General features: G+C 40.1%; 17 protein-coding genes and 1 pseudogene. 7 read left to right on the forward strand and 11 right to left on the reverse strand.

Features of this window, described 5'->3' with window-relative positions:
* Positions 1-236: 236 nt before the first annotated feature.
* The gene (locus BN1082_RS25655) at positions 237-8,321 is read left to right on the forward strand and encodes a glycoside hydrolase family 94 protein (protein ID WP_090640030.1); all 8,085 of its coding nucleotides are present in this window, start codon (positions 237-239) and stop codon (positions 8,319-8,321) included.
* A 133-nt stretch (positions 8,322-8,454) separates the two neighbouring features.
* A complete protein-coding gene (locus tag BN1082_RS28990; RefSeq protein ID WP_090640033.1) occupies positions 8,455-8,610 on the forward strand; it encodes a helix-turn-helix domain-containing protein in 156 nt (51 codons plus the stop codon).
* Positions 8,611-8,693: 83 nt separating this feature from the next.
* Here BN1082_RS28990 and BN1082_RS28445 read toward each other — a convergent pair.
* Positions 8,694-8,819, reverse strand: a pseudogene (locus BN1082_RS28445) (Tn3 family transposase); the annotation flags it as partial.
* 218 nt (positions 8,820-9,037) lie between these two features.
* On the opposite strand from BN1082_RS28445, the gene BN1082_RS25665 reads away from it, so the two are divergent.
* Positions 9,038-9,931 (forward strand): alpha/beta fold hydrolase, encoded by an 894-nt coding sequence (locus BN1082_RS25665; protein ID WP_090640035.1) that lies wholly within the window; start codon positions 9,038-9,040, stop codon positions 9,929-9,931.
* 45 nt (positions 9,932-9,976) lie between these two features.
* Here the strand turns inward: BN1082_RS25665 and BN1082_RS25670 are convergent, their stop codons facing one another.
* Together BN1082_RS25670 and BN1082_RS25675 are read right to left on the reverse strand one after the other, a co-directional pair.
* Entirely contained in the window at positions 9,977-10,687 is a 711-nt protein-coding gene (locus tag BN1082_RS25670; RefSeq protein WP_141650924.1) for a DUF4386 family protein, read from the reverse strand.
* Between the two features lie 555 nt (positions 10,688-11,242).
* The gene (locus BN1082_RS25675; RefSeq protein ID WP_090640038.1) at positions 11,243-11,818 is read right to left on the reverse strand and encodes a TetR/AcrR family transcriptional regulator; all 576 of its coding nucleotides are present in this window, start codon (positions 11,816-11,818) and stop codon (positions 11,243-11,245) included.
* Positions 11,819-12,041: 223 nt separating this feature from the next.
* Here BN1082_RS25675 and BN1082_RS25680 point away from each other — a divergent pair, with 223 nt between their 5' ends.
* A complete protein-coding gene (locus tag BN1082_RS25680; protein WP_090640040.1) occupies positions 12,042-13,274 on the forward strand; it encodes a cytochrome P450 in 1,233 nt (410 codons plus the stop codon).
* A gap of 272 nt (positions 13,275-13,546) precedes the next feature.
* On the opposite strand, the gene BN1082_RS25685 is transcribed toward BN1082_RS25680, so the two are convergent.
* Both BN1082_RS25685 and BN1082_RS25690 read right to left on the reverse strand, forming a co-directional pair.
* The gene (locus BN1082_RS25685; protein ID WP_090640042.1) at positions 13,547-14,509 is read right to left on the reverse strand and encodes an SDR family oxidoreductase; all 963 of its coding nucleotides are present in this window, start codon (positions 14,507-14,509) and stop codon (positions 13,547-13,549) included.
* Between the two features lie 70 nt (positions 14,510-14,579).
* Positions 14,580-15,350, reverse strand: a complete 771-nt coding sequence (locus tag BN1082_RS25690; protein ID WP_090640044.1) for a MerR family transcriptional regulator — start codon at positions 15,348-15,350, stop codon at positions 14,580-14,582.
* Positions 15,351-17,096: 1,746 nt separating this feature from the next.
* On the opposite strand from BN1082_RS25690, the gene BN1082_RS25705 reads away from it, so the two are divergent.
* From BN1082_RS25705 to BN1082_RS25715, 3 genes are all read left to right on the forward strand, one after another.
* Entirely contained in the window at positions 17,097-17,699 is a 603-nt protein-coding gene (locus tag BN1082_RS25705; protein WP_090640052.1) for a DedA family protein, read from the forward strand.
* Positions 17,700-17,755: 56 nt separating this feature from the next.
* Positions 17,756-18,340, forward strand: coding sequence for an undecaprenyl-diphosphatase (locus tag BN1082_RS25710; protein WP_090640054.1), 585 nt, complete (start codon positions 17,756-17,758; stop codon positions 18,338-18,340).
* 270 nt (positions 18,341-18,610) lie between these two features.
* Positions 18,611-19,915 (forward strand): MGDG synthase family glycosyltransferase, encoded by a 1,305-nt coding sequence (locus BN1082_RS25715; RefSeq protein ID WP_245640563.1) that lies wholly within the window; start codon positions 18,611-18,613, stop codon positions 19,913-19,915.
* 1,011 nt (positions 19,916-20,926) lie between these two features.
* On the opposite strand, the gene BN1082_RS25720 is transcribed toward BN1082_RS25715, so the two are convergent.
* The 6 genes from BN1082_RS25720 to BN1082_RS25745 form a co-directional block, all read right to left on the reverse strand.
* Positions 20,927-22,408 carry a C69 family dipeptidase gene (locus tag BN1082_RS25720; RefSeq protein WP_090640059.1) on the reverse strand — a complete coding sequence of 494 codons (1,482 nt, stop codon included), beginning with the start codon at positions 22,406-22,408 and terminating at the stop codon, positions 20,927-20,929.
* Between the two features lie 723 nt (positions 22,409-23,131).
* Positions 23,132-23,473: a DUF1801 domain-containing protein gene (locus BN1082_RS25725; RefSeq protein WP_090640061.1), complete on the reverse strand. Its 342-nt coding sequence runs from the start codon at positions 23,471-23,473 to the stop codon at positions 23,132-23,134.
* Between the two features lie 52 nt (positions 23,474-23,525).
* Positions 23,526-23,921 carry a VOC family protein gene (locus BN1082_RS25730; RefSeq protein ID WP_090640162.1) on the reverse strand — a complete coding sequence of 132 codons (396 nt, stop codon included), beginning with the start codon at positions 23,919-23,921 and terminating at the stop codon, positions 23,526-23,528.
* A gap of 86 nt (positions 23,922-24,007) precedes the next feature.
* Positions 24,008-24,430 carry a YciI family protein gene (locus tag BN1082_RS25735; protein WP_090640062.1) on the reverse strand — a complete coding sequence of 141 codons (423 nt, stop codon included), beginning with the start codon at positions 24,428-24,430 and terminating at the stop codon, positions 24,008-24,010.
* A 112-nt stretch (positions 24,431-24,542) separates the two neighbouring features.
* On the reverse strand, positions 24,543-25,808 hold the full coding sequence (locus BN1082_RS25740; RefSeq protein WP_090640064.1) for an RNA polymerase sigma factor: 1,266 nt from the start codon (positions 25,806-25,808) through the stop codon (positions 24,543-24,545).
* Positions 25,805-26,239, reverse strand: a complete 435-nt coding sequence (locus tag BN1082_RS25745) for a YciI family protein (RefSeq protein ID WP_090640066.1) — start codon at positions 26,237-26,239, stop codon at positions 25,805-25,807. The genes BN1082_RS25740 and BN1082_RS25745 overlap by 4 nt, the downstream gene beginning before the upstream one ends.
* Between the last annotated feature and the right edge of the window lie 81 nt (positions 26,240-26,320).

The following is a 26,320-nucleotide window of genomic DNA, read 5'->3' on the forward strand; positions in this document are numbered from 1 at the left end:
AGGGGAGAGTCAACGAATTCATTACCAATTTTTTCGGTTTTGTCTTGAATCCATGCTTTTTAGAGGATAACTGAAATTTTTTTGTTTCTTCTTTGCTAACTTTCCCTTAAAGGGCAATTACAACAAAAAATCTTTTTCAAAGAATATGTTATAAAGGGTTCCTTGAATATTAAGAAGTTGTTTAGGGGATATTTTCAATTGGGAGATATTCCTTTAATGATTCTTAGGAGGACCTTATGATTCTCAATAATGAAAAATTAAGAGCAAGAGGGCATGAGTTTGCTCTGACTCATGAAATATATGTAACCAACTCCCTAACCGCTCATTCCTGGTCAAAGTTTCGGAAAGATATGGCTAGTTTGCATGCCTTTGCGGAACGTTTAAGTAACCATAAAGTACAGTGTAAGCAGCCTGCAGAAGATTGGTTGCTTGACCACATCAATTTTATGGAGACACAATCGCAAGCGGTTATTCGTAATTTGCCTAGAGCTACTCTTCAAAAGCTACCAAGATTAAGAACTAGCGGGGTGCCAAGAATATATGCCCTGTGCGAAGATTATCTGGAGCATGTGGACGGTCATTATGACGTTCACTCATTTGAAAACTACATAAAAGCATACCAAGAAGTTTCTGTACTTAAAGATATTGAGTGCTGGGCTCTACCTAATGCCATGCGAGTGAACATTATTCGTCGGCTAGCCAAAGTGATGCATGACGTCCGATATCGACACGAGGTATGTGATTCTATTTCATCCTTATTTGAACGAATTGGTGCAAAGAATTTGTCAGACGACAAAATACGGATTTTATTGGATCAAATTGCCAATAAAAAACCATTTGGTCCAATCGAGATTGTCCATTTTGTCCGACACTTAAGTGAAATGGAGCCTGATATTCGAATCGTTCGTGACTGGCTAGCGACCTATGTAGAGATCAATGAATCCAGCCTAGAGCAGATCGTTTCGTTGGAGCATCAACTTCAAGCGGAGCTTCAGGTGACTTGCGGAAACTTAGTGCAAAGTTTGCATATTTTAGAGCGCCAGCCCTGGCGTTTAACGTTTACAAAAATTTCTCATATAGAACAAATCCTTCTATCTGACACAATTAGTGATTATGAAGGTTTGGATTTAGCAAGCCGTGACTTACTTCGTGGACGTGTTGCAGAGATAGCCACCCAACTAAATATTCCAGAAACATTAGTAGCCGAGACGATCTTATCGCTCGCTAATTCCAATAGAGAAGACTCAGACAAAGCCGATGTCCTGCCTCGAAAGGCATGCGTGGCTTATTATTTACTCGATCCTCAAGGAATCATGGACATGCGTACAGCACTCTTAACTGTAACTCGACCACGCAATTTGCCACACATAGCCATTCGGCGCCAGCCGTCATTCTTGTATTGGTCGAGCTCAATTTTACTATTTGTTGGATTAATGTTTCTGTCGGGGGCATGGATAACATCTGGAACAGCCATTCAGCCTGTAGCTTGGATTGCGATTATAGCCGCTCTTTTTTTACCAATCAGTGAATGGGTTATAACGATTGTGCATAAAGGTATCTGTCGATTCTGCCACCCTACTCCTCTTCTCCGGTACGATTTTTCCGAAGAATTACCGGAAGATGCTGGTACAATGGTGGTTATTCCAGTGATTTGGTCAAGTACGGAGGAAGTCGATGAGGTGGTCAATCGACTGTTGATTCACTATTTGGCTAATCGGCAAAATAATATTTATTTTGGTGTATTGGCAGACTTTACAGACGCGTCGACCGAGACTCAATCAAATGATAAAGATCTGGTGACACATGCGATCAAACGAATCGATGCCTTGAGTGAGGAATATGGAGATGATAAATTTTTCCTATTTCACAGATCTCGTCTTTATAATCCCGTTGACAAAATTTACATGGGCTGGGAGCGTAAGCGTGGAAAAATAGTGGAATTTGTGGAGCTTTTATCAGGTAAAGAAAATACCAGCTTTACCACGATTCATGGAAAAAAAGATTTTCTGCAGAAGATTCGTTATGTATTTACCGTCGATCAAGATACACAACTACCGATAGGTGTCGTAAGCCGTATGGCTGGAACGATTCATTATCCATACAACCGACCACGGTTTAATAAAGAGGAAACTCGCGTGTTAGAAGGGTATGGAATCCTGCAGCCACGTATTGGCGTGAACTTTGAGTCCACCCAAAAATCAAACTTCGCTTCACTTTGGGCTGGAGAACCTGGTATCGACCCCTATTCCTTTGCCGTTTCCAATGCATACCAAGACCTATTTGGTCATGCGGTCTTTGTGGGTAAAGGGATCTTCGACGTTGAGGCCTTTCGGAAAACATTGGTGAACCGTATCCCGGATCATCATGTCCTAAGTCACGATTTACTTGAAGGGGGATATCTTCGCACAGGGTTAACTTCTGACATTGAAGTAGTCGAGTCGTATCCAAGCACATTTTATGCGTACGAGCGACGTGCCCACCGATGGATTCGTGGAGATTGGCAGCTTATCAAGTGGTTAGGAAAAACGTGCAAAGACCGTTATGGTGTGCCAAGGCGAATTGATTTATGTGGTCTGACCCGTTGGCAAATAATTGATAACTTGCGCCGTAGCCTCCTTCCCCCCATTCTTTTATTAATAGCTTTGTTAGGATTGAAGGTTTTGCCTGGTCGAGTATGGGTATGGGAAACGATTGTTCTACTCACCATTTTTCTTCCATTTTTTTTTACACTTGTTCAATGTGTGATTAGAAACGGAAGCGGTTGCAGTATGGGTATATATTTTTTGCAGAGTGCAGTTCAACTGATCACATTACCATTTACGGCTGTTCTTGCAGTAGATGCTATTTTACGCACACTTTATCGCCTGTTTATTAGCCGGCGCAATTTACTGGAATGGGTCACATTTGCAAAGACGGATAGCAGTCCTGAAAAAAGGCGAGTGTTTATGTATGAACCTGCTGGATACGTAGTAATTGCACTATTTGTCATTCTGGCATGGCTAGTCGGAGGGATTTTCGATCGTGCAATTGGAATGATCGCATTGGTCATGTGGCTTTTGGCACGGACCATTATACAGCAATTAAACAAACCGCCAAGAACAGAACCCCGTATATGGTTGAATAGTGCACGCTCTGATCTCAAGGAACTAGCGAGGCAGATTTGGTCATTTTATGATAAATATGTTACTCAAGATGAATCTTGGCTGCCGCCAGATAACGTACAGTATCATCCAAAGGAGGTCATTGCACACCGAACGTCACCGACCAATATTGGATTATATTTATCTTGTGTTATCGCTGCGCGCGATCTCGATTTCATCGATACTCCTGAAATGATCAGTCGAATCGAAGCAACGATGAAAACACTTGCTGGTATGGAAAAATGGAACGGGCATCTCTTGAACTGGTATGATACCTGTTCAACAGAGCCTCTTTTACCTCGATACGTTTCCACAGTTGATTCTGGTAACTTTGTTGCGTATCTGATGGTCGTTCGGCAGGGACTACAAGAATGGAAACAAAAAGAGGTACATTTCTATTCTCAAATCGAAAAAATAATGAAAGAAATTGATCAGTTTATTGAACAGACTGATTTCAAGTCTCTGTATAACACAAATGAGGACCTTTTCTGTCTTGGCTATCACGTCGATACAAACCAAAAAGATACGATCCTTTATGATTTACTAGCTTCGGAAGCAAGACAGGCGAGCTTTGTCGCAATTGCACTTGGACAAATTCCGGTTTCTCACTGGTTTACACTAGCACGTACCATGACGATTTTTGGTAAATGCAAGACGTTATTATCTTGGTCGGGTACGATGTTTGAATATTTGATGCCGAGACTGATCATGCGGACATATCGAAACACAATCTGGGACTCTACTTATCGAGGAGCCATTCACCGACAGCGAGAATATGCAGACAAACATCAGCTTCCGTTTGGTATTTCAGAAAGTGGCTATTACGCATTCGACTATCAATTGAACTATCAATATCGGGCCTTTGGTGTTCCAGGACTTGGACTTGAACGAGGCCTCGAAAGGAATTTGGTTTTAGCACCATATGCTACGATCATGGCTCTTCCATATGCCGGTGAAGCTGGAATTAAAGCACTCCAGAGATTTATCGACTATGGTGCGAAAGGCGAGTACGGGTTTTATGAAGCAGTTGATTTTACTAAAGCTAGAATGCCTAAGGGGAAAAATCACCAAGTAATACAGAGTTTTATGGCTCACCATCAAGGCATGAGCATGTTAACTCTTGTCAATTTGTTGAAAGATGAAATTATGGTGAATCGATTCCATACTGACCCACGTGTATGTGCAACCGATTTACTTCTACAGGAACGGGTACCAGCAAAACCTGCCCTGATTAAAGATCCACTGGGGATCGATGCAAAGACTCTGGAATTTGATCATAAGTCAGATGAGACGGAACGGACGTTTACCGGGCCAACTCTCGTTCCGGAAGTTAACGTGCTGTCAAACGGTCGTATAACCAGTGTAAATACGAATGATGGAACAGGTATGCTTACATGGAACGGGTTGGCAGTCACACGCTGGCGGGAAGACCCTGTTTTAGGTACATCGGGTCCGATTGTTTACATCCATGATGCCACTTCTGAAAAAACATGGAGTACAACAAGGTTCCCTTGTGAAGCTGCGATCGACACGAAAACTCTGTTTCGTATTGATAAAACAGCCTATGAAGGAACTTATGATGACATTTCATCCAAACTTGAAGTGACTATTTCTTCCGAAGTTGACGCTGAGGTACGACGTCTTCAGGTGGTCAACAACAGCAGTGAAGATCGTACATTAGAAGTAACGTCGTTCCTAGAGTTAGCGTTAGCAAACCAATCCGCAGACACTGCCCACCCCGCTTTCAACAAGTTATTCATCGAAACGAGTCACGATATAAAGGCAAAATGTTTGTTGGCAAAGCGTCGTCCGCGTGAGGAAGAAGAGGATGAGACGTGGGCAGTGCACACAATCTTTGTCGATGGATGTGAGAAAGGTGACTATGAGTTTGAAACAGATCGGGCAGAATTTATTGGACGTGGAAATACACTCCAAGTACCAAAAGCGATATTCTCACGCTTGCGTGGATCAACTGGTTCAGTTGTGGATCCTGCGTTTACCATGCGCCGTTGTATTCAATTGGCACCGAAAGAGTCCGCTACGATTTATCTGGTAACAGGTGTCGCTGAAAGCCGTGAACAGGCGCTTGAAATTGTTCAACGACTAGGTGATCCAAAGCAAGCAGATCGAACCTTCCATTTGGCATGGGTACGATCCCAAATCGATCTTAGGCAACTGCATCTAACTTCGAAACAAGCCTTAGAAGCAAATCTTTTGGCGGGAAGGCTCCTTTTTACTCCGCCACTCACACAGCTTCGCCAGGATGCAATTTCACAAAATGCTTTAGGACAATCTTCCTTATGGCCGCTTGGAATTAGCGGTGACGCGCCAATTGTCTTAATTTCCGTCAAGAATGAAGCAGATATTCCGTTCGTTATTCTTTTAGTCAGTCAACACCAATACTTATGTACGATGGGGTTGGCGGTTGACCTAGTGATACTCGATGAAACTATCGGGGGCTATCAGGATCAGTTCATGAACCGTTTGCGTGAGAACCTCGCTATACGGGGGATTAGCAACATGAGACGGATTGTTGGATTAAAGGCATCTCAATTGTCAGAGGATGAACGAACCCTTCTCATTGCCGTTGCACGTGTCTTACTCCGTGCCGGAGGACCAAGCTTACGAGCACAATTGCGCATCGTTGAAGATGAAATAAAGCCCGTACAGCAGAGGACAGTGTCAAATCAAGAAGGCCATTGGGAGCAGCAACCGTCTAGTATGGGAGCAAAAGGTGAATTTTTCAATGGTTGGGGCAGTTTTATCGAGGATGGATCCGCGTATCAAATTCATGTAAAAAGAGGAGCATATTTGCCGAGGCCATGGAGTAATGTCCTTGCCAATCCAAGATTTGGCTGCATCCTTACTGAATTAGGAACCGGTTATAGCTGGTGGCGGAACTCACGGGAATGTAAGGTTACGCCTTGGACGAACGATCCAGTTCTTGACCAGCCTGGAGAATGCCTCTACTTGCGCGACCTCGACAAGAATCAAGTTTGGTCGGCCGCGCCCAAACCAGCAGGCGGTAATCGAACGTATACGGTAACACATGGATGGGGATATAGTCGAATTGAACAACAGGATGGAGATATTTTATCCACTATGGAGACAACCGTTCCGTTACATGATCCGTTAAAACTCATTCGTCTCCAACTATGCAATACTAGTGAAGAATTAAAGAGGATATCAATTACGTATTACGCTGAGTGGGTTCTTGGCGTTTTACGTGAGGCTCAAGCACCTTTCATCATAACCGAATGGGATAAAGAACATAGCACACTGCTTGCTCGGAACACATACCAAGAAAGGTTTCGTGATGCTGTCGGCTTTTTGCATATTACACATCCGGATCCTATGCCGAAATCGCTTCAACCATATTCTTGGACCGGTAATCGTACAGAGTTTATCGGTCATGGCGGTACATTAGAGTATCCTGCTGCAATTTTAGAGGAGAAACTATCTAGGCAAACAGGTACTTTTTCCAATTCATGCGGGGCGGTTCAAATCGTGATCGAAATCCCAGCAAAAAGTGAGATCGCATTAAACATCTTACTAGGCTGTGCTGCTTCAAAACAGGATGTATTCTCTCTTGTTCAACAATATGGTCAACCTTCAGCATACGAAAAGACACTTGAAATCGTGACAAACAATTGGGAGCACATTCTTGGTCAAGTGCAAGTGAAGACACCTGACCGGAAAATGGATGTGATGATGAACGGATGGCTCTTGTATCAATCACTATCTTGCCGATTATGGGCCCGAACTGCTTTTTATCAGGCCGGAGGTGCATTTGGTTTTCGTGATCAATTGCAGGACTCACTGGCGTTCTTACATGTTGACCCGTCCATTGTGAGAAATCAACTACTCATTAATGCGGCTCATCAATATCAGGAGGGCGATGTCCAACATTGGTGGCACGAAGAAACGCACAAAGGAATACGGACCCATTTTTCAGATGATTTACTATGGCTTCCATATGCTGTATCTCGCTATTTAGAACTGACAGAAGATCTTGATATTCTCAAACAGGTAGTTTCATTCTTGTCCAGTGATATTCTCAAAGAGGGAGAATTGGAACGGTATGAAGATACAGTGGTGTCTGATGAGAAGGGATCACTGTTGGAACATTGCCTACGAGCCATTCGCCATGCTTTGAAGTTTGGTGAACATGGTCTTCCACTTATGGGAATTGGTGACTGGAATGACGGGATGAGTCGTATCGGTTCAAAGGGACGTGGCGAGAGTGTTTGGCTAGGCTGGTTCCTGCTAGATATCTTAAAGAGGTTTATTAGACTTGGGGATGAGATCATTTCTAAAGATATGCTCGAACTATTTGAACAGACCTCTACAAAATTGGAAAAGAACATGAATGAATTTGCTTGGGACGGTGCTTGGTTTCGTCGTGCGTTCACTGATGCTGGAACATGGCTTGGTTCGATGGAGAACAAGGAATGTCGAATCGACGCCATCGCTCAATCCTGGGCAATTATATCAAATGGGACATCTGTTGACCGACAGGAGCGGGCGATGCGTTCATTTGACCGTGAGCTTGTTGATCGAGATTTGAAACTTGCCCACTTGTTGACAAAACCGTTTGATAAAACTCGGCCGAGCCCAGGATATATCCAAGGCTATCCACCTGGAATTCGAGAAAATGGAGGACAATATACTCACGGTGTCATTTGGGGAATTGTCGCCTGGGCGATGTTAGAACGGCGTGATAAAGCCTTTGAACTGTTCTCCATGCTAAATCCAATTTCACACACAGAAACTTCACGCGATGTCAGGACTTATGGAAATGAACCTTACGTGATGTCGGCAGATGTATACACAGCAAGTCCCCATCAAGGTCAGGCTGGTTGGTCTTGGTATACGGGAGCGGCTGGCTGGATGTACCAAGCAGGATTGGAGTATGTATTGGGTATCAAGCGCTGTGGCAATCGACTATATATTCATCCTTGCGTTCCCATTGAATGGAATTCTTTCAGCCTCGACTATAGATATGGAAATTCAACCTATTCGATTGAAGTCTGCTGTGGAAAAAATCAAGGAGTTCCACTAACATGGGTAGTTGACGGTAAAGAAGTAAAAAATCAATCGTACTTGCAACTTGTTGATAATGGCAAAGTGCATCAAGTGGTAGTAAATGCAAGCCTACGGTGTTCCAGTGCGATAGAGTAAAGGGAAACAATGTCTTATAGGGAAAAACTAGGGGTCCATATTTGGTCCCCTAGTTTTTATATCCCCAAAATATTTCTTATACAAAAAAAGTTAGAGACAAGGTACCCTTTCTGCGACTGTTGTAATACTTAATATGAGTAAGCAAAGCATTTCGAAACTTGAGCGTGGGATTTATTCACCATCCATTAAAACCCTAATGGAAATTTGCGAAATACTAAACACTCCCTCAAATGAATTGATGAATAATAAGCTGAACAATTTGAGGATCCTTAACTATCGAAAAAAATGAAATTCTGCATGCGACGATATCTTCTCGTTTCCTGCAGAATTTTTTTATGTCTTCAAATATGTTGAGGAGCATGATTTGAGCTACGAGTAGATGCATGTCAAGTTCTTCTCAACGTGCCAATAAATCATAATGCCTCGGCCGTGGTTCCGGATATGCCATTCTATCATAAGATTTTAATCCTATGCGCCGAACTTTTTTGAATCTGAAGCCTAGTAATATCATAACTATGTATAAGAAAAAAAATAAACCCCAACGCTCTCCCCTTGCCTTAGCAATTCTTGCACTTTTTATGGAAGAACCAATGCATCCATACCGAATACACTCTTCTGGAACTTGGAGTGGTTGCGTGAAACAGCATAGCTGCTAAACAGTAAAGATTAGCAATTAAAGCTTATAAAATCGAGGGCAATTTGAGGAGGAGTTTCATATGACGAACGAAAATGCATCCACGTCAGAGCATCAAAAAACTGGTTCCGTAGTCTCCAAGGATGGCACTCGAATCGGCTATCGCCAATTTGGTAATGGCCCGGGTGTAGTGTTGGTACACGGTTCAAATGTATCGTCCCAAAACTTCATACAGCTTGCAAATGGGTTGGCTGATATTTTCACAGTCTATGTACCAGACCGGCGTGGTCGTGGTCTTAGTGGCCCATTCGGTAAAGATTATAGCATACAGATGGAAGTTGAAGATCTGGAGGCACTCCTAACCGAAACAGACGCACGCAATATCTTTGGGGTTAGCGCAGGCGGTCTGATCGCACTCCAAGCAGCACTCAGCCTACCGGTTATTGAAAAAATCGCTCTTTATGAGCCGGCGCTCTTGATGAACGGTTCAGAACAGACGGCCTGGCTTACGCGTTTTGACCAGGAGATCGCTCAAGGTAAGGTGGCCGCTGCGCTCATTACTTGTATGAAAGGATTGCAGTTGGCGCCTCCTATATTCAATGTCATGCCCCGCTGGTTGCTTGAATCTCTGACGAACATGGCGATGGCAAGCGAAGATAAGAAAGCAAAAGACGGCGATATTACAATGAGGATGCTCGCTCCGACGTTGCACTATGACGGGCTGATGCTCGCTGAAATGACAGGAACGCTGGATCGCTTTAGATCCGTGAGTGCTAAGGTGCTACTGCTAAGCGGGAGCAAAGGTCTATCTTGGTTAAAACCTTCCCTTTATGCTCTAGAGGAAGTCTTGCCACGTGTCAGGCGTATTGAATTTCCAGGACTCGACCATGGAGCCGCGTGCGATGTCAGTAATACTAATAAAGGTGGTAAGCCGGAACTGGTGGCCCAAGAACTTCGACGTTTTTTTGTCGAGTAAGTAAGAATGGGGCTATTGCTAAAGTCTTTTTCTATGTTTATTGAATTAAAGAGAGGGTTTTCTCCACATATAAATTCCCAGTAAAATCATCCAACAGAGTAGCAAGAAATTGGCTGGCATGTTGATCGCCATATCTAACTCAGAAAAACCTGTATAGGCAATCACTATGCCGGCAATTGCAGTAGGAACGCCACCAGCAAGCGCTAAAACACCTAACCATTTAGGAAAGTGCGGGTCTTTCAACAACACAAAGCCGTATAACGTTACCGTGACACCGAAGAGCAAGCTATCGATACTCGCAAGTCCTATCTCGATTTGTCTAACAGCGAGTGCAGAATTAAATAAAGCCTCTTTTGCGTTCTCCTGTGCCTTTGCCCAAGTGTCTACCATTGCCTTTAGCGCTATACCATCAACGGCTTGTAACGCAGCTGCTACCGCTAAACTCGCTACAGCGCTGACAGCTCCCAAAGTGGCTGCAGCGCCAGCGGGGCCCAGTACTATCCTTCGAGAAAGAAGTACAAGAGACGCCACCATCAAAGCGACGCCAGAAAGTTGCATTAAATGACTGAACACCCAGTTGTGGTCTGCGGCGTACTCCGTGAAAGCCGCCAACGGCATATTAGGGTCCTCGTGCATAGGGTGTAAAAAAGTGCCAACCAACAAAAATAGTGCGCCGCTAATTGCAGTAATAGCTGCAAACCTAACTTCTCCGTCGTAGTTTCTTTCAATAATAGTATCTTCAATATCATTATGCATTAGGCTATCTCGCCTTCCTTCGTATTCGTCCTTATTCGTTATGCGCGCATATATAAGGTGATGTTCCTAAATTGGCTCCATCTTTTCCGAATACTAGGATAGCCATTTAAACTATCCCCACTAAATATACATTAACGTCATAATATTGATAAATTATGTATTAGATGTTATTTACTTGTAAAATTTTTTTAAATAAACATTTAAGAAGAGTCGACGATACTCATTAGCAAAAGTGTTTTCAATCGATTTGTAGTTGAATATGGAAGACAAAACAGAATAGCAAATTTCAGCGCCCCTGACGGTAATCCCCTTTATTTAGTAGAAGTTAAATGGGCATACCGTAGAAATTAACCACTATAAGTTTAGCATTCGCTAAGTGTCTTCTTTTGGCTTATTGAGATATTTTGTTAATTAGTGAAATAAACAATAAGGAGTCCGCCTCTTTATTTGGCGGTTCCTTGTATTTTTTATAAAACTTTTATGTCATCATATAGATCTAAACTTCTCTTTTACTACGGAACAATTTAATTTTCCAATAACAGCTGCCTACTCGTTTTAATTCCCTTCAAACTGAAAAATATCTTGATTAATCAGTTGATGGAAGTATCTATCCATTTCTTCTGCTGAAACACTTTTTCTATTTTGTAACCACCATGTACTTAACGTTGTAATTACACCCGAATAGAATTCGCTAATTAACTCATTTGGTATTGTATGGCTTTTACAAATTCGATTTAATTCTTGATTCTCCTGTTTCTTCATTTCACGGGTTTGATAATGTATAAAGTTATTAAATTGTTTATCACCCATTTGCGACTCTAATATTTTACCAATCTCTTCATGATGTAAGAATTGCTCCATCACTTGAAATGGCTTAGTTAATCGATCTAAAAGTGGTATTGTCAAGGATTCCTCCTGATATTGTTTAAATCCAAATGCCAATAATGCATCTTTATCTTCAAAATGTTTATAAAATGTTGTTCGATGCACCATCGCACGATCACAGATTTGGTTGATGGTAATGGAACTATATTTCTGTTTTGATTGCGTCATTAATTCAAATAAAGACTCCCACAATAATTTATATGTACGTCTAATACGTAAATCAAGCTGCTCCTCATTACTATTCATCTACACTTCTCCTTTTATGTAGTTTAATTATACAACTTTCGAAAATTGATTCTCCTTTTTTAATCTACACGTGTATATTATATTGCATATACCCCTTAATATACAATTGTATTAAAAGCAATCAATGCAGGTGGTGATCTAAGGGGAGTATGTTTCTGGGCCAGACGGATTAGGTAGTCAAATTTTGTTCTATTGTACTCTGATTAAACATGGAGGGTTTTGTATGGAAAATACAGTCATTTCAACTTCCGAAATTAAGGATTTTAAAACTAAATCCGAAGAATTTGCTCCATTTTCTTGGTATAAAAAAATGCTGACGGAGCATCCGATTCACTATCATGAAGGCACCGACACTTGGAATGTTTTCAAATATGAAGACGTTAAGCGAGTTCTTACAGACTATGAACTATTTTCAAGTAAACGCCACCGTTCCATTTTACAGATCGGAGCAGGTACAGAGGAAGGGAGCGTACCAGATCGCTTAAAAATCAATGAAACGGATCCACCGGAACATCGTAAGTCACGTTCTCTGCTTTCGGCTGCTTTCACCCCTAGAAGTCTCAAAGCTTGGGAGCCGCGTATTGAACAGATTATTAACGATCTGATTGCCGAAATGGGTGATAAGTCGGAAATCGATATTGTCAAGGATTTTACAACCCCCCTTCCGATTATAGTAATGGCCGATTTGCTTGGGGTTCCGCATAAAGACAAGCTGTTGTTTAAGAAATGGGTAGATATATTGTTCATGCCTTTCAATAGTGAAAATGCCGAAGAAGTGGGTCAACAAAAGGCGAAGGCAGCGATGGAGTACTTTAATTATCTGTATCCGATCGTTGTGGAAAAAAGAAAGCAGCTTTCAGACGATATTCTTTCTGATTTGATTCAAGTTGAAATAGAAGGAGAAAAGTTTACGGATGAAGAAGTTGTTCGTATGACTATGTTTCTTCTTGCGGCGGGTGTTGAAACAACAAGTCTTTTGTTGGCTAATTCATTCTACTCATTGCTATATGATGCTCCTAAACTTTACGAAGAATTAAGAAACAATATAAACCTCGTACCTAATTTTGTTGAGGAGATGCTGCGTTACCGTTTCCACGTTATTGCATTGGACCGTGAAGTGAAAGTAGATAACAATGTTCTAGGCGTTGAGTTGAAGAAAGGTGATTTGGTAATCACTTGGAATAGCGCGGCAAACTTTGATGAGGATGTATTCGAAGATCCATTTACTGTGAATATTCACCGGAAAAATAACAACCGGCATCAAACGTTTGGCAATGGGCCGCATTTCTGTCTCGGTGCGCCACTGGCGAGATTGGAAGCTAACAAAGCGTTCAAAATTTTTATGGAAACATTTACTCGCATCGAATCGGTTCCAGGCTTCAATTTGGAGGCAAGTTTACAGACCTCAGCAGCTGGCCAGGCCTTATCCAGCTTACCGCTGAAGGTTCACCGCTAGGCCAAGTTGTCCGGTAAATTGGGGTGTCCCAAAAGTCATCAAAAATGACGGAGGGACACCCTTTCTTCGTTTTGAAAATGACCTCTAATCTTCTATTTCAAATCCAAAAACATCTTGATTGATCATTTGATGGAAGTATCTTTGTTTTAATGTAATATAAAAACGGATTCAGTGCGCAAACTGAGTTAAGAAATGAAATAAATACTGATAGTACAAAAAACCGACAGTTGCCGGTTTTTTTGCATCATGACGATATCAGCTCTTTTGAGCATTTATTGCTTCCCATTCTTCTTTGCTAGGATATTTCTATACCAACTTACCGTATGCCTAACTGCCTCTTTATGTGGGGTAGTAGCATGGTCGCCGAATTCCCTCACAAATTTGATGTGATCAACAACAAAAGGCCTTTCAAACTCATAAAAAATTTCTTTAATCTCCTTCATCATCGGATGAAACAAGGATAAAATAGAAACTACACCCCGCGAAGAGGTACGAACTTTACAGTCTGATCCCAATTCGTCAAAAAGCAACTGAAGCAGCTGCCTTGTTGTAATCGTGTCTGCACTTGGAATATGCCACACTTCCCCTAAAGCCCGATCCTCTTGACCAAGCGTCGCTAAACCTCTAGCAAAGTCATCAATGTAAGTATACGTATGTGGTACATCCACATTCCCCAGCACATCAACTGACTTACCGCTTAAAGCGAATCCAAAAACCCTCTCGCCCATAAATGACTGTTTTAGAACCCCAGGACCATAAAAGTCGGATGCTCTCCCAATGGCTACGCGTACCTTCCCGATCTTATGGGCATTCATTAATTCTTCAGCCATCCTCGCCCTAGTTTTGCCCTTTTCCCCCTCCGCTCTATATGGAAGGCTTTCCTTCAAAGGTGTATTCACACGACCGTACATATAAAGATTATCCGCATATATTAGCTTGGCATTCGCTGCGGCAGCTCCTTCTAAAATCCCTTTTGTTAAAGCTGGGAATTGTTTGGGCCAATTCAAATAACCTGGTTGTGCGCAGTGATATACTACAGAGGCATCTTTACAAATTTCTATAGCATCGGAACCTTGTGATGCATCCCCTCGGATCACCTGAACCTTATCATCACCAGGTAATTGGCCACTTCGATTCACCATGCGAATGTCTTGCACCCCTCTTAATTTCAATTCACGCAAAAGAGCCATTCCTAATGGTCCAGTACCGAAAATCACATGAGTGTTTTTATTCATTATCATTTTCTCCTTTCAAGATCAATACCCAAAGGATACTGTCTAACGTAACAGGAGAGTCAAGATAAGGTTATTTATTTTTTAATACAGGGATTTGAAGTTCCACTACGATCGAGTTATAGTCATCATGATTATTTTCTCTTCCGAACAGATGAAGTTCTCGAGTAGGCCCGATCGGTGAGAAACCATGGAGTGTAATCCACTTGAACAACTCTGACAAAGCATAACCCACTTCCATAAAACTACCGCTATGAATCAAACTAGCAACAACCGCTTCTCTTGGTAAATTATTAATAGAAATATTTTTAGATTCGGCAGTTATATCGTCAGAATAATAATCATGATCAATAATAACTGCAGTTTCAATATCAAAGTTATGGTCAACAAATTCTCTTGCATGATACAGTACCAATTCCTGATTCACTTGAATTCGATTCTTCGTTAACCACAAGTAAAGATCGTTGAACATCCTGCAACGATAGGAAACCATATCATGAATGGTTGGGATAATTTCACGGATAGAAACGATGGAATAAGGAGCTACATTTTTCAAGATGACTTCGTAGGGTGAAGGTTTCCCCTCTTGCTCTATTTGCAACAATCGAGCCTCGATGTTTCTTAATTGCAGGGTAGATTGTTCTATTTGTTCAGACAGTTCCTCTTGTTTCGAGTAAAGCATTTTACGCAACTGGTCTATTGATAAATCTCGATTAACCCACTCAGAAATTTGTTCCAACGAAAGTCCCATATCCTTGAATGCCAATATACGGGTTAAACGTGGTAACTGCTCAAGAGTATAGTACCGATAATTTGTCTTTGGGTCGATAAACTCAGGCTTCAATAACCCAAGATCATCCTTAACGTTCTAATTGACACTTGTGCTAACTGAGAAAATAATCCGATCTTAATCAACTGAGCACCTCTTCCATATTTAAATGCAATATTTTTCTATCATTAAAAAAAACTGGTCCCAAAGACATTTTATATGCTTCTTGGCCAGTTTTTTAGTTTTTTTATTTTAGTTCCCAACTTTATTGTAATTCCACAAATGCCCCTATATGTAGCTGACGTACATGACCTGTTTACACAAGTTTATTGTACTATCTTCTAGTTGTTCTAGAACATAACGGGTATCCGAGAGTAATCAACAGGTATTTCTGGAATTTCCTCATCATTTATGACCTGCATGATATACATCCTTCTTAAGCCGCTATCGTTAACCGTCAATTAACCACTTTACGATTAATCGCTGAAATGATTAAACAGATTTTCTAACCCTTTTATATCATAAAAGTCTCTATCACCCAATTTCGCTTCAGTAAACCAAGGGTTTTCATTTGATAATATCTCTTTAAAAATTGGCTCTTTTAAACTTGCTTGTTGATTTCCGCTCCAGGCGCTTGCTTTCCGCGGGCGGTCCAGGAGCCTCCTCGGCGCTATGCGCCTGCGGGGTCTCCCTTGACCCGCTTTTCCCGATGAACCTCTTTTATTTTTGTATGGATCTAGCATTTATTTTGTAAGAACCTCCTACATCCGTAGCATCATTGCCAAACGCTGAAAAGTGATTCAGAAAGTCTTTAATAGACAACCTCCACCAATTTTCTACCGCATCCCGATTTAATCAAATGTTTGATTAGTTTTACTGTCAGTCTTATCAAATCTGCATTTTTGGCCAAATACGGCTGCTAGAATTGTCATTTGATACGTTATTCATCTTACCAATTCGCCAGGAATTCGCAGCATGGGTTTTTAACTGTCAAAGCTTACTATTTTCCAAGCCATTTCGGGGGTTTTCATTGTTAATCAAACGTTTGTTTAAAACTGCTAGAATTCCCTTTATAGCAAAGAAAAACTTACCCAACCGCATGAAAAAAAGATTGAAACTTGTCTGGAAAGTTGTAAGGTTTAACCCCAATTCTCTTATAAAAATCAATCCGTGACATTTTCCGCCCCTTTTCATGCATTCTCACTTTCAAATAAACGTTTGATTAAATTGAACCGTATTCCTCATTAATAAAGGGTTTCCTCTTTAAAAGTCGGAAAAAAATTGTCGAAATACAGGAGGAATGCACTTCCTTTTTTATAGAAGTAAGAAAGATCAAATTTTGAGGGGAAAGTTTTAATCAAACGTTTGTTTAACAAAAAAGAACCGAGAAGGACGTACCCTTGGTACGCTTCCCGGTTCTTAAAGTCATGATAATCTAGTAATTATTCCCCTGCTTCTCTCCCGCTCTTCTAGCTGTTCAGATACCAACTTAATTACAGCAGGTACCAACTTTTTAGCAGAGAAACGAAGAAAATAACAGGTAGATGTTCAGTGACATTATAGTTGGTAACCCAAAAATCCAATAAAACCAATGAACTATTCTACAAATTATTTCTCATGTTAAGGATTTTTTAATGTTTTATTCAGAGAACATTAAATATAAATGGCTATACTTAAATTGCCCAGTTTTTTAATGGGTGTTTCATTTGTAATCTTGGGGTTTTACGTGTTTTACTTTCATTTTCTATATGAAGGTTCTTTTTTTGTGGTTATGGTTTCTTCAATGTTACCTTAAAAAAGTTAAAAGGAAGATAAAATTAAATGAGTATGTTACATCAAATTGCAATAAACTGGATTAACTCAATTGGATATTGGGGTATTCTTTTTGGAATGATTTTGGAAAGTGCCTGTATACCAATTCCCAGTGAGGTAATTATGCCTTTTGGAGGATATTTAGTTTCAACAGGCCATCTAAATATGATAGGTGTTATTTTGATTGGAACGCTTGGAAATATCATCGGCTCTTTAATTGCCTATGCTATTGGCCATTGGGGTGGGAAAAGATTTATAGTTCGATTTGGAAAATACGTATTCTTATCAAAAAAACATTTAGAATCTGCAGAAAAATGGTTCGATAAACGTGGGGAAATTACAGTATTTGTTTCACGTATCTTACCTGCGATTCGTACATTTATTTCCTTACCAGCTGGAATTGCCCGTATGTCACTTGGTAAGTTCTTAGCTTACACTGCTATCGGTAGTTTGATTTGGTCTGGTATCTTATCCTATGTCGGCTACATTTTGGGAAGTAACTGGGGAAACATTCAGAATATCCTACATCCTATAGCTTATGTGGTTGTCGTTATTGTATTGGTCTTTCTAGTTTACCTAATTGTAAAAATCATAAAAAACAAAAAAGTATAAGCTTAGCTTTATTTTCTATTTGGATAAATATTTAATAGGAGGATTGAGGGGTTTAAATGAATTACACATTATTTAAAGCTATAAACCAAAATGCAGGTCATCATTCCTTTTTAGATGGGCTTATGGTTTTCGTTACGAAAGATGCATTGCTTATTTATGCGTTAGTTTTACTTCTCATGTGGTTTATTGGAAAGGAAAAATATAAATATACAGTTGTATTTGCTGCAATAACTGGTGCAATAGCTTTGTTCATTAACTTTGTCTTAGGTCATATTTTTTACGAACCACGCCCGTTTGTAACACATCATGTTAATTTATTAATTCAGCATGCAAAAGATTCATCGTTTCCAAGCGATCATACAACAGGTGCATTTTCATTAGCATTTGCGGTACTTTGGCGGAGACATCGTAAAATTGGATTTGGAATGCTCTTATTTGCAATTTTAACAGGAATTTCTCGTGTTTATGTAGGGCACCATTATCCTTTTGATATACTAGCAAGTGTTATTGTAGCACTAATTACGAGTAGATTTGTATATGCATTTAGTTCTGTATTTAGACCAATTGCACGGATAATTATTAGCACTTACAACCGAATTCCACTGGTCCCTAAAACTGAACAACAGAGTGTTTCAAAATAATACAAGTAGAAAAACATCGGTTTTTTTCGATGTTTTTTTGCTTTAGGTGGTCTTTTTTTTAATCATCCTAAAAAAGACTTATTCAATTCATTCAGAAAATCAATACTTTTATTTACACTAAGAAAGTTTCATTTTTTCAATACAATCAAAAAGAAGTTTGAAACTCATACTGACAATAGAACGTCTTTTAACTTGTAAAAGTCTTTTTGTGTTTTTAGAAAATGAATTGTAAAATGTTCCTAATCTACACTAAGAATTTATAAAACAGAAATGGCTAAATTATTTTTAACGAGTGTTAAATACAAATCATCTATTTGTGGAGGAGAGATTGGTACTGTGAACAAAAAAATCCTAATAATTTCTTCTGATTACACAGGTCACGGGCATAAAAGCATAGCTGAATCATTACAAGAAAAAATTGCTGAAAATGAGCAAATACAAATACATGTTGTGGATGGCTTCTCATTAGGAGGATCTGCATTATTAAATATTGGTAAATCTTATGGTCCAATTACAAGATATTCTGCCCAATTATGGAATGCAATATGGCATGTTTCTGCAATGAATTCTTATGCGATAGACAAAGGTGTAGAAAATCTGATTAAAGACGATTTTATGGTTTTATTGGATGAAGTAAAACCAGATGTAATCTTGTCGATTCACCCAAACTTTAACGGTTCAGTTATTAACATTTTAAGAAAAGAAAGAATTCAAATTCCTTTTGGCACTCTTATTGCGGATTTGGTTAATATTTATCCATTGTGGTGCGATCCCAGAGCTGACTTTATTTTATGCCCGACTAAGGAAGCAAAGCTAAAATGCTTAGAATATGGCGTGCCTAAAGAAAAAATTCATGTAGTGGGATTCCCTGTTCGAGAGAGATTCCTGGGTCATCAAAATAAAACATTTGAAATTAAATCTGAACTTAACTTTTTAATAATGAGTGGCGGCGAAGGCGTAGGGGATATGAATACGATTGCGGAAAACCTGCTGAATCACTTTGATTGCACAGTGACAATCATTGCGGGAAGAAATGAAACATTAAAAGCGGAGTTAGAAAACTCCCTTAAACCTCGTTTTGACAAACGTGTAGACGTTTTAGGGTTTACCAAGAACATTCAGGATCTCATGCTTGCTGCTGATATTGGCATCATGAGAGGAAGCCCAAATACCATGTTCGAAGCTGTAGCAACAAATTTACCAATGATTATTACAGGAGCACTGCCAGGACAGGAAAAAGACAATCCGTTATTTGCAGAAAAGCATCTATTAGGTGTAAATTGTCAAGACAACGAAAATCTTAAATCGATAATCGATCAGTTATTGGCAAATGATGGAGAAAATTTGAAAATGATTATGGAATCCCAAAGAAAGTTTATCAATCCACTTGCTGCACAAGATATATTGGATTACGTAACTTCGGCTGAAAAAGCAAAGGGGAAATCAAGGAAGAGAAGAAGAATTCATCTTGTTCTTGCTACAAGAAAATCTTTTAAAAAGTTCAAACGGAGAAAGCCTTTAAAAAAGTTCAAACGGAGAAAGCCTTTAAAAAAATTAAAACGCAGAGTCGGATAATAGTGCTTTTTTGAAATTGAAGATGAAAAATACAATGTGGCTGAAGGAAATCTCAGCCTTTTTAGACTCTGTTTAACGATAATATTAATGCTTGATCCATATTAAAAGGATCAGTATTTGGTCTTTTTGTACTTTATATATCGTTCTGATTTAACATATAATCACCTGTTCAAACTTAAAAAATGGTTAATTATTTTTGGTATTCAGGATGGTTATGACGTTTGCAACCAAAAAGATAACACGCAGTCTTTATTGATGTATCGAATTTCATTTTCGGAATATAACATTCTAAAAATCGATCATAAATTTGTTCATACGCTTTCTTTTCATCGAGCAATTCTTTAATTCGTTCCTGCTTATCACTTTCAGTCCAATCTTCATCACATTCTTCTTCATAAACATCTTTGATTTCTTCACTTTTTTATTTATAGTTTCATTTAGTAATTCTTGAGCACAAGTTAGATTATTCAAATTTACCAGCGAGTAAACATATCGACTAATCCAATTTGGATCTTTAGCATAGATATTAGCCTACTAAAAAGTCGGTTTCTTTCCTCCCTACTCCCTCACTCCTAATCAAACGTTTGATTAAATAAAAAAGAACCGAGAAGGACGTACTATCAGTACGCTTCCCGGCTCTTGAAGCCATTACATAATACATAATTATTCCCCTGCTTCTCTCCCGCTCTTCTAGCTGCTCAGATCCCAACTTAATTACAGCAGGTACCGACTTTTTAGCCGAGGAACGAAGAAAGTGGCAGGGAGATACGACTTTTTTCAAACATACAACAAGTGTAGATTTATAAAAAAGTTTAATAAGAAACAATCCAAGAATGTTGATTTTTCTTCAATTTTTTTATTTTCCAGATTATATATTTTTTGAATAAAGTTTGATCAAAATACATGTTTATTATCACTATTTTATTTTGTAAGGTCTTTTTATTAAACTGTCCATTTGGGAGGGTGCAGTTCAGTGAGGACTGACCCCAAAGTTTCTTCATTTCTTATAGATTATAGATCCGGGTTGAAGACACCTTTTGAATCTTTCGCAATATTCGTAATTAATTCATTTCTTAATTGTTTTGCTTTTGTATATGCATCTGTAGCCGTGTCATTACTATATTTATTTAAATACTTAATTGCTTCCTGTTTGTCTTTCTTATAAAGCTCTGTAGCCTCTTTTTCAACCGAACTTTGTTTTGCAAATAACTGATCCTCGTAATTACCCCAATAGTTTTTCAATCCTACTCCAAGTGTGTCTGGGTTTGTTGCAGCTAAAGCAGCTGGTGCACGAAAAGCCCAGTAAGCTGATTGATCATCATATTTGTCATTACCAAGTTTAAAAGCAGTTGGTGTGTCATATGTTCCTTGATAGAATGGTAAATAAACACTATATTCCGGGTTTGCTAGGCAAAGCCACATAACATTGGCAATATCAGCAGGCATATTAGATCTTAGTTGAATAACATGGGATTCCACTGTACGATCTACACCAACAGCACGCTCATCTTTACCTGTACTTGTAGAAGGATCATATGGAGTACCTTCATAATGAGAGCCCATGAATTTCATCACTTGTTTTGGAGTAATTTTCTGATCCGGAATCATAAATAATGGATAACGTGTTAAATCAGCATTTTGGTTTATAGAAGGAGTAAATGTCTTTTCTCCCCACCATTCTCTACGTGTATTGTATTTTTGACCAACATCACCGTAAGCTCCAGCAAAATCAAATTTTTGATTAATATCTTTGTCATTGTTTGGTATTAAGCCTTTTTCAACTGCATGAGAAATTAATGTTTTAGAGCCCATGAAGTTTTTCGTGTCGGAAAGATTCACATTATCGATTCTTAATCCATTCGCAACAATTAAATAAGCATTATCAGGTACTCTTTCCGCTACCCATTGATGTCCTGTTCCAACCTCGAAGTACCAAATTTCATTCTTATCTGCGATCGCAACGCCATTTGCTTCAGCAGAACCATACTTTTCTATGTACTTTCCTAGTAATTCAGCACCTTCACGGGCTGTTTTAACACGTGGTAAAATCAAGGTTGGAATAACCGATTCGCTAACACCTTTTTCCACAAATGGATCAGATGCTTCTGCTTTTTTATTTGCATAAGCACTATTTGTAGCAGAAATTGCTACTCCGTATTCATTTATCCCTGCTTCTTCAAAAGGCCCTTTTGAAGGATCCCAGTCTGGTATTGCAATATACTTATAGGATACCTTTGGTTGATCTACTGTTAGTCCAGTTTCAAATTTTAGTTTTTCCCCTGATTTATGTGTTTTACTAGGGAATACCTTGACATGTTTCGACCATGCACTAGATACGTCCTCATTTCGTGCAACCAAGACCGAACCATCTGCGGTTGCTTTTTTCCCTGCAAAAACCGATGTGCAAGCGCTTGCAGGAAAAGCAAATCCTCCAACTATTAAGGTAGTAATGGCTGCTGCTACACTTGCTTTTTTGATACGATGTAACTTCATTTGCCTTCCTCCTCTAACATTTCTGGATTTATTTCATCGTTATTCTAGCATAATATAATAACTTTGTGATCACTTTCACATATTGTTCATATAGAAAAAAGTTAGTCCAAAATCATTTATTCAGAGGAATGGATTATCCTATTCCATCCCTCGTTTTTCTCCTTGTTTTTCAACACTCTTCAGGCTTTTCTTCCCGCTTTTTCTCCTGTTTCCTTCATAAAAAAAGACCGAAAGGTTACCAGGCATCTATCCTGATTTTCCTTCGATCTGATTCAACCTTTTTTATTTAAGGACATACATATTTGTATCAACCCAAAGTTTTTTAGGTGGGTACAACAAGTGTCTACTTACATTATTGTTGGTAACTAAAAAAACCGTTATTATCAAGGGTCCTACCAACATTTCCTATTTATTACATTTACATTAATGTTGGTAACTGAATACTATACTTGAAAAGTTCCAAATTATTTCTAACATTTAATTGATGTATGTTATGGCATTATGTTTATTAATATTTATAAATAATTCCTCAAATATAAATTGTATTAATTCTAATAATTATACATATTTGTGAAGGTGTGTTTATTTAACTAATAGATAGGTTAGTGGTTAAATTTATCGGATAGAACCGTGGGAATTATTGAGAAAATGCGCTCTCCTTACTCTAGAAAAGCGCCCGATTGCTGAATACCTGCCTTCTAATCTAATACTTTGTATTAGAGATTAAAGTGAGCCTGAAGCTTGGCTGACCAATGACACTAGCTGCCTTAAATCAAACGTATCTCCTTTAACAAGCTTCAGTGTTTTTCTTTCCGGTGGACCATCGAACATGCCTTCAGGAAGCTCCAGCTCGGCAGCATTAAAGATCGTAAAGCTAACCGCATTTTTCGATGTCGAGATGACAGCAGCGTATTTTCCGTTTTTCAAAAAATGGGGCTTCTTATACTGAATACGTTCATTGACATCCGGTATAGCTTGGTGGACGACCTCACGTAAATTTGTAGATAGTTCTCCCTGCCATGGTTCTTTTAACGCTTTAATAAAATCGGTTACTTCCTGATTCATTATGCATACTCTCCTTTTTGTACGTAGTGAATTTTTTTGAATTTGGGATGGTTTACGGTTTGGTAATCATCCATGTAACACCGAATTTATCTATAACTTCTCCATAGTATGCGCCCCATGGCTGCAAAGCAAAGGGATACTTGTTTTCTCCTCCCTCACCAAGCTTGGCATATGCCTCTCTAGCTTCAGACTCATTGTCATAGGTTAAAGCAAGACTGATGCTGCGGCTGCTGGATACCGGTTCAAAGGAATCGGAGATCATAAGCATATTCTTTTCAGCTACCATCAAAGACAGATGCATAACTTTATCCTTCATCGCTTCTGGAGTTCCTGGTGCCTCACCGAATGTTTTAAGTAATAGAATTTCCCCACCGAGTGACTCTACGTAAAAAGCCGCCTGGCTTCTTGCATCCTCCGACATTAGATAAGAGTTTAATTGTGCTCCCATTTTTTCAACAACCTTTCCATTTTCATTTGTCCTTCTATAAATACAACGAATAAACATTGGTGAAATCGACAAAGGAAAAAACTTTTTTAAAAATTTTTTAACATGTTGAGTTGGTCCTCTAAATCGGCTGCCATGACCAGTGTTCCAGAGTCTCGTAAGAAACCCTGATCCTCTTTGAGTTTTCGAACTTCGATTTTACCCATCGGAACCGGCATCCGTAGAGCCCAATTGAACGCCACATCTTCTGAGTTGACATCGATCAGGATATATTCCGCAATAAGCTCTTGATCTACCGGAAACGGGCCGGCCAGTATTTCCGGCTTTCCACTATCCGATGGATACATTATCCTTATCCCGGTTGAGCTTGGATGGAGTTCCTCTGCAGAAATGAGCACACCGGCGCTGGCCAAAGACTTCTTGTACGCAATCATTGCATCGATGTCTTCCTGGCTGTAATTTACCCCTGCTTCCGAGTATCCGGTCGCATTGACAATGAACATAAATCGCATTATTGTTTCCCTCCTTATGGGAAGATCACTTGAAGGCAATATTGGCTGCCGTGACTCTTCCCTTACTATAACGACGATTGGGAAACCCTGTAATCGACAATGCGGTAAAAAATTATTTCGATATGCGAGAATCACATTCAGCTGCCCGATTCAGTAATAGTTTCCGTTCACGCTCATTCAGGGTCATAGATGCAGCTAGTTCAAATTCTTTACGGGCTTCGTCGACCCTCCCAAGCTTTACCAGGAGGTCTCCACGAACGCTCGGTAGAAGATGGTATCCCTTTAAGGAAGATTCGGCACCGAGCTCATCAACAATCTGAAGTCCAAAGGCAGGTCCAAACGCCATAGATACGGCGACTGCCCGGTTTAATTCGACGATTGACGATGGTGTAACTCTCGACAGTGCTTCATAAAGGGCTGCAATACGGATCCAATCGGTCTCAGCAACGGTAGGTGCCTGTGCGTGACAAGCCGAAATTGCAGCCTGCAGCGAGTAAGGCCCGAGCGGCCGTCCAAGCTTCCGGCTACGCTCCAATGCCGCTAATCCGCGGCGAATTAACAATTGATCCCACTCGGCCCGGTTCTGATCCATGAGAAGAACAGGTTCGCCCATAGAGTTAACCCTCGTTTTAAAGCGCGAAGATTGAATCTCCATTAGAGCGACTAATCCATGAACTTCCGGATCATAAGGTACGATCTCGGCCAGTACACGTCCGAGTCTCAGCGCCTCCTGACAAAGCAGGGGACGGATCCATTGATCCCCGGAGGTTGCCGAATATCCTTCGTTGAACAAAAGGTAAATCACCTCAAGTACTGCAGAAAGGCGATCTTTAAGTTCTTCTCCTGCCGGCACCTCAAAAGGAACCTTTTTGTCTCTAAGGGTTCTCTTGGCTCGGACAATTCGCTGTGCAATCGTTGCTTCAGCAGCAAGAAAAGAACGTGCAATTTCATCCGTTGTAAGCCTACATAACAAGCGAAGCGTAAGAGCTACTCTGGCCTCCTGGGATAATACCGGATGGCAGGTCATAAAAATCAGACGAAGGAGATCGTCACCGATCTCCCCGGCTAAAGTATGATCTATGTCATCCTCTGTATATAAATCTGTACTACGGGCGATTTCTGTGTACTTCTGATCCCGCAGTTTGGTCCTGCGAATAAGGTCGATCGCACGTCGCTTCGCCGTCGTCATAAGCCAGGCACCTGGTTTGTCTGGAATGCCGGTCTGTGGCCATTGTTCAAGGGCAATCATCAAAGCATCGTGGGCAAGATCCTCTGCGAGACCGACATCCCGTACCATTCGAGTTAACCCCGCAATAAGCTTTGCCGACTCTATTCTCCATATTGCATCAATGGTTCGATGTGTATCGGACAAACTCACGCTTTTTTCTGCTCCTCAACCTGTTTACGAAGTGCTGCTTCTTTCGCCAGTGATTCAGGATTGTCTGTTAAGTCCTCTGCCTCGAATACCTGCCTGAGCTCAATCTCGCCCTGGCCAAACCCATGAGGGTCCGGCATACGCAGTGCCCATTCAATGGCTTCTTCTCTCGATTTGACATCAATCAGTGTATATCCTGCAATCAATTCTTTTGCCTCCGTAAACGGACCATCAATAATCTTCGGTTTAACTCCAGGTTCAGGATAGGAAATCCGGATTCCGTTTGAGCTGGGCTTGAGGCCATCAGCCGCTAGCAAGACACCGGCCTTTACCAATTCCTCGTTATACTTCTGCATGGCATCAATAAGCTCCTGACTGGGCACACCCCCCGCCTCTGAATCTGTTGTAGCTTTGACAATCATCATAAATCTCATTTTGTATACCTCCTATTTTTTCGTGAAGTTTCTTAACCGATGTAAAACCGTCAGGTAAGTCCGCTTCTATATATACAACGA

The sequence above is a fragment of the Neobacillus massiliamazoniensis genome (assembly GCF_001048695.1).
Taxonomy (GTDB): Bacteria; Bacillota; Bacilli; order Bacillales; family Cytobacillaceae; genus Neobacillus; species Neobacillus massiliamazoniensis.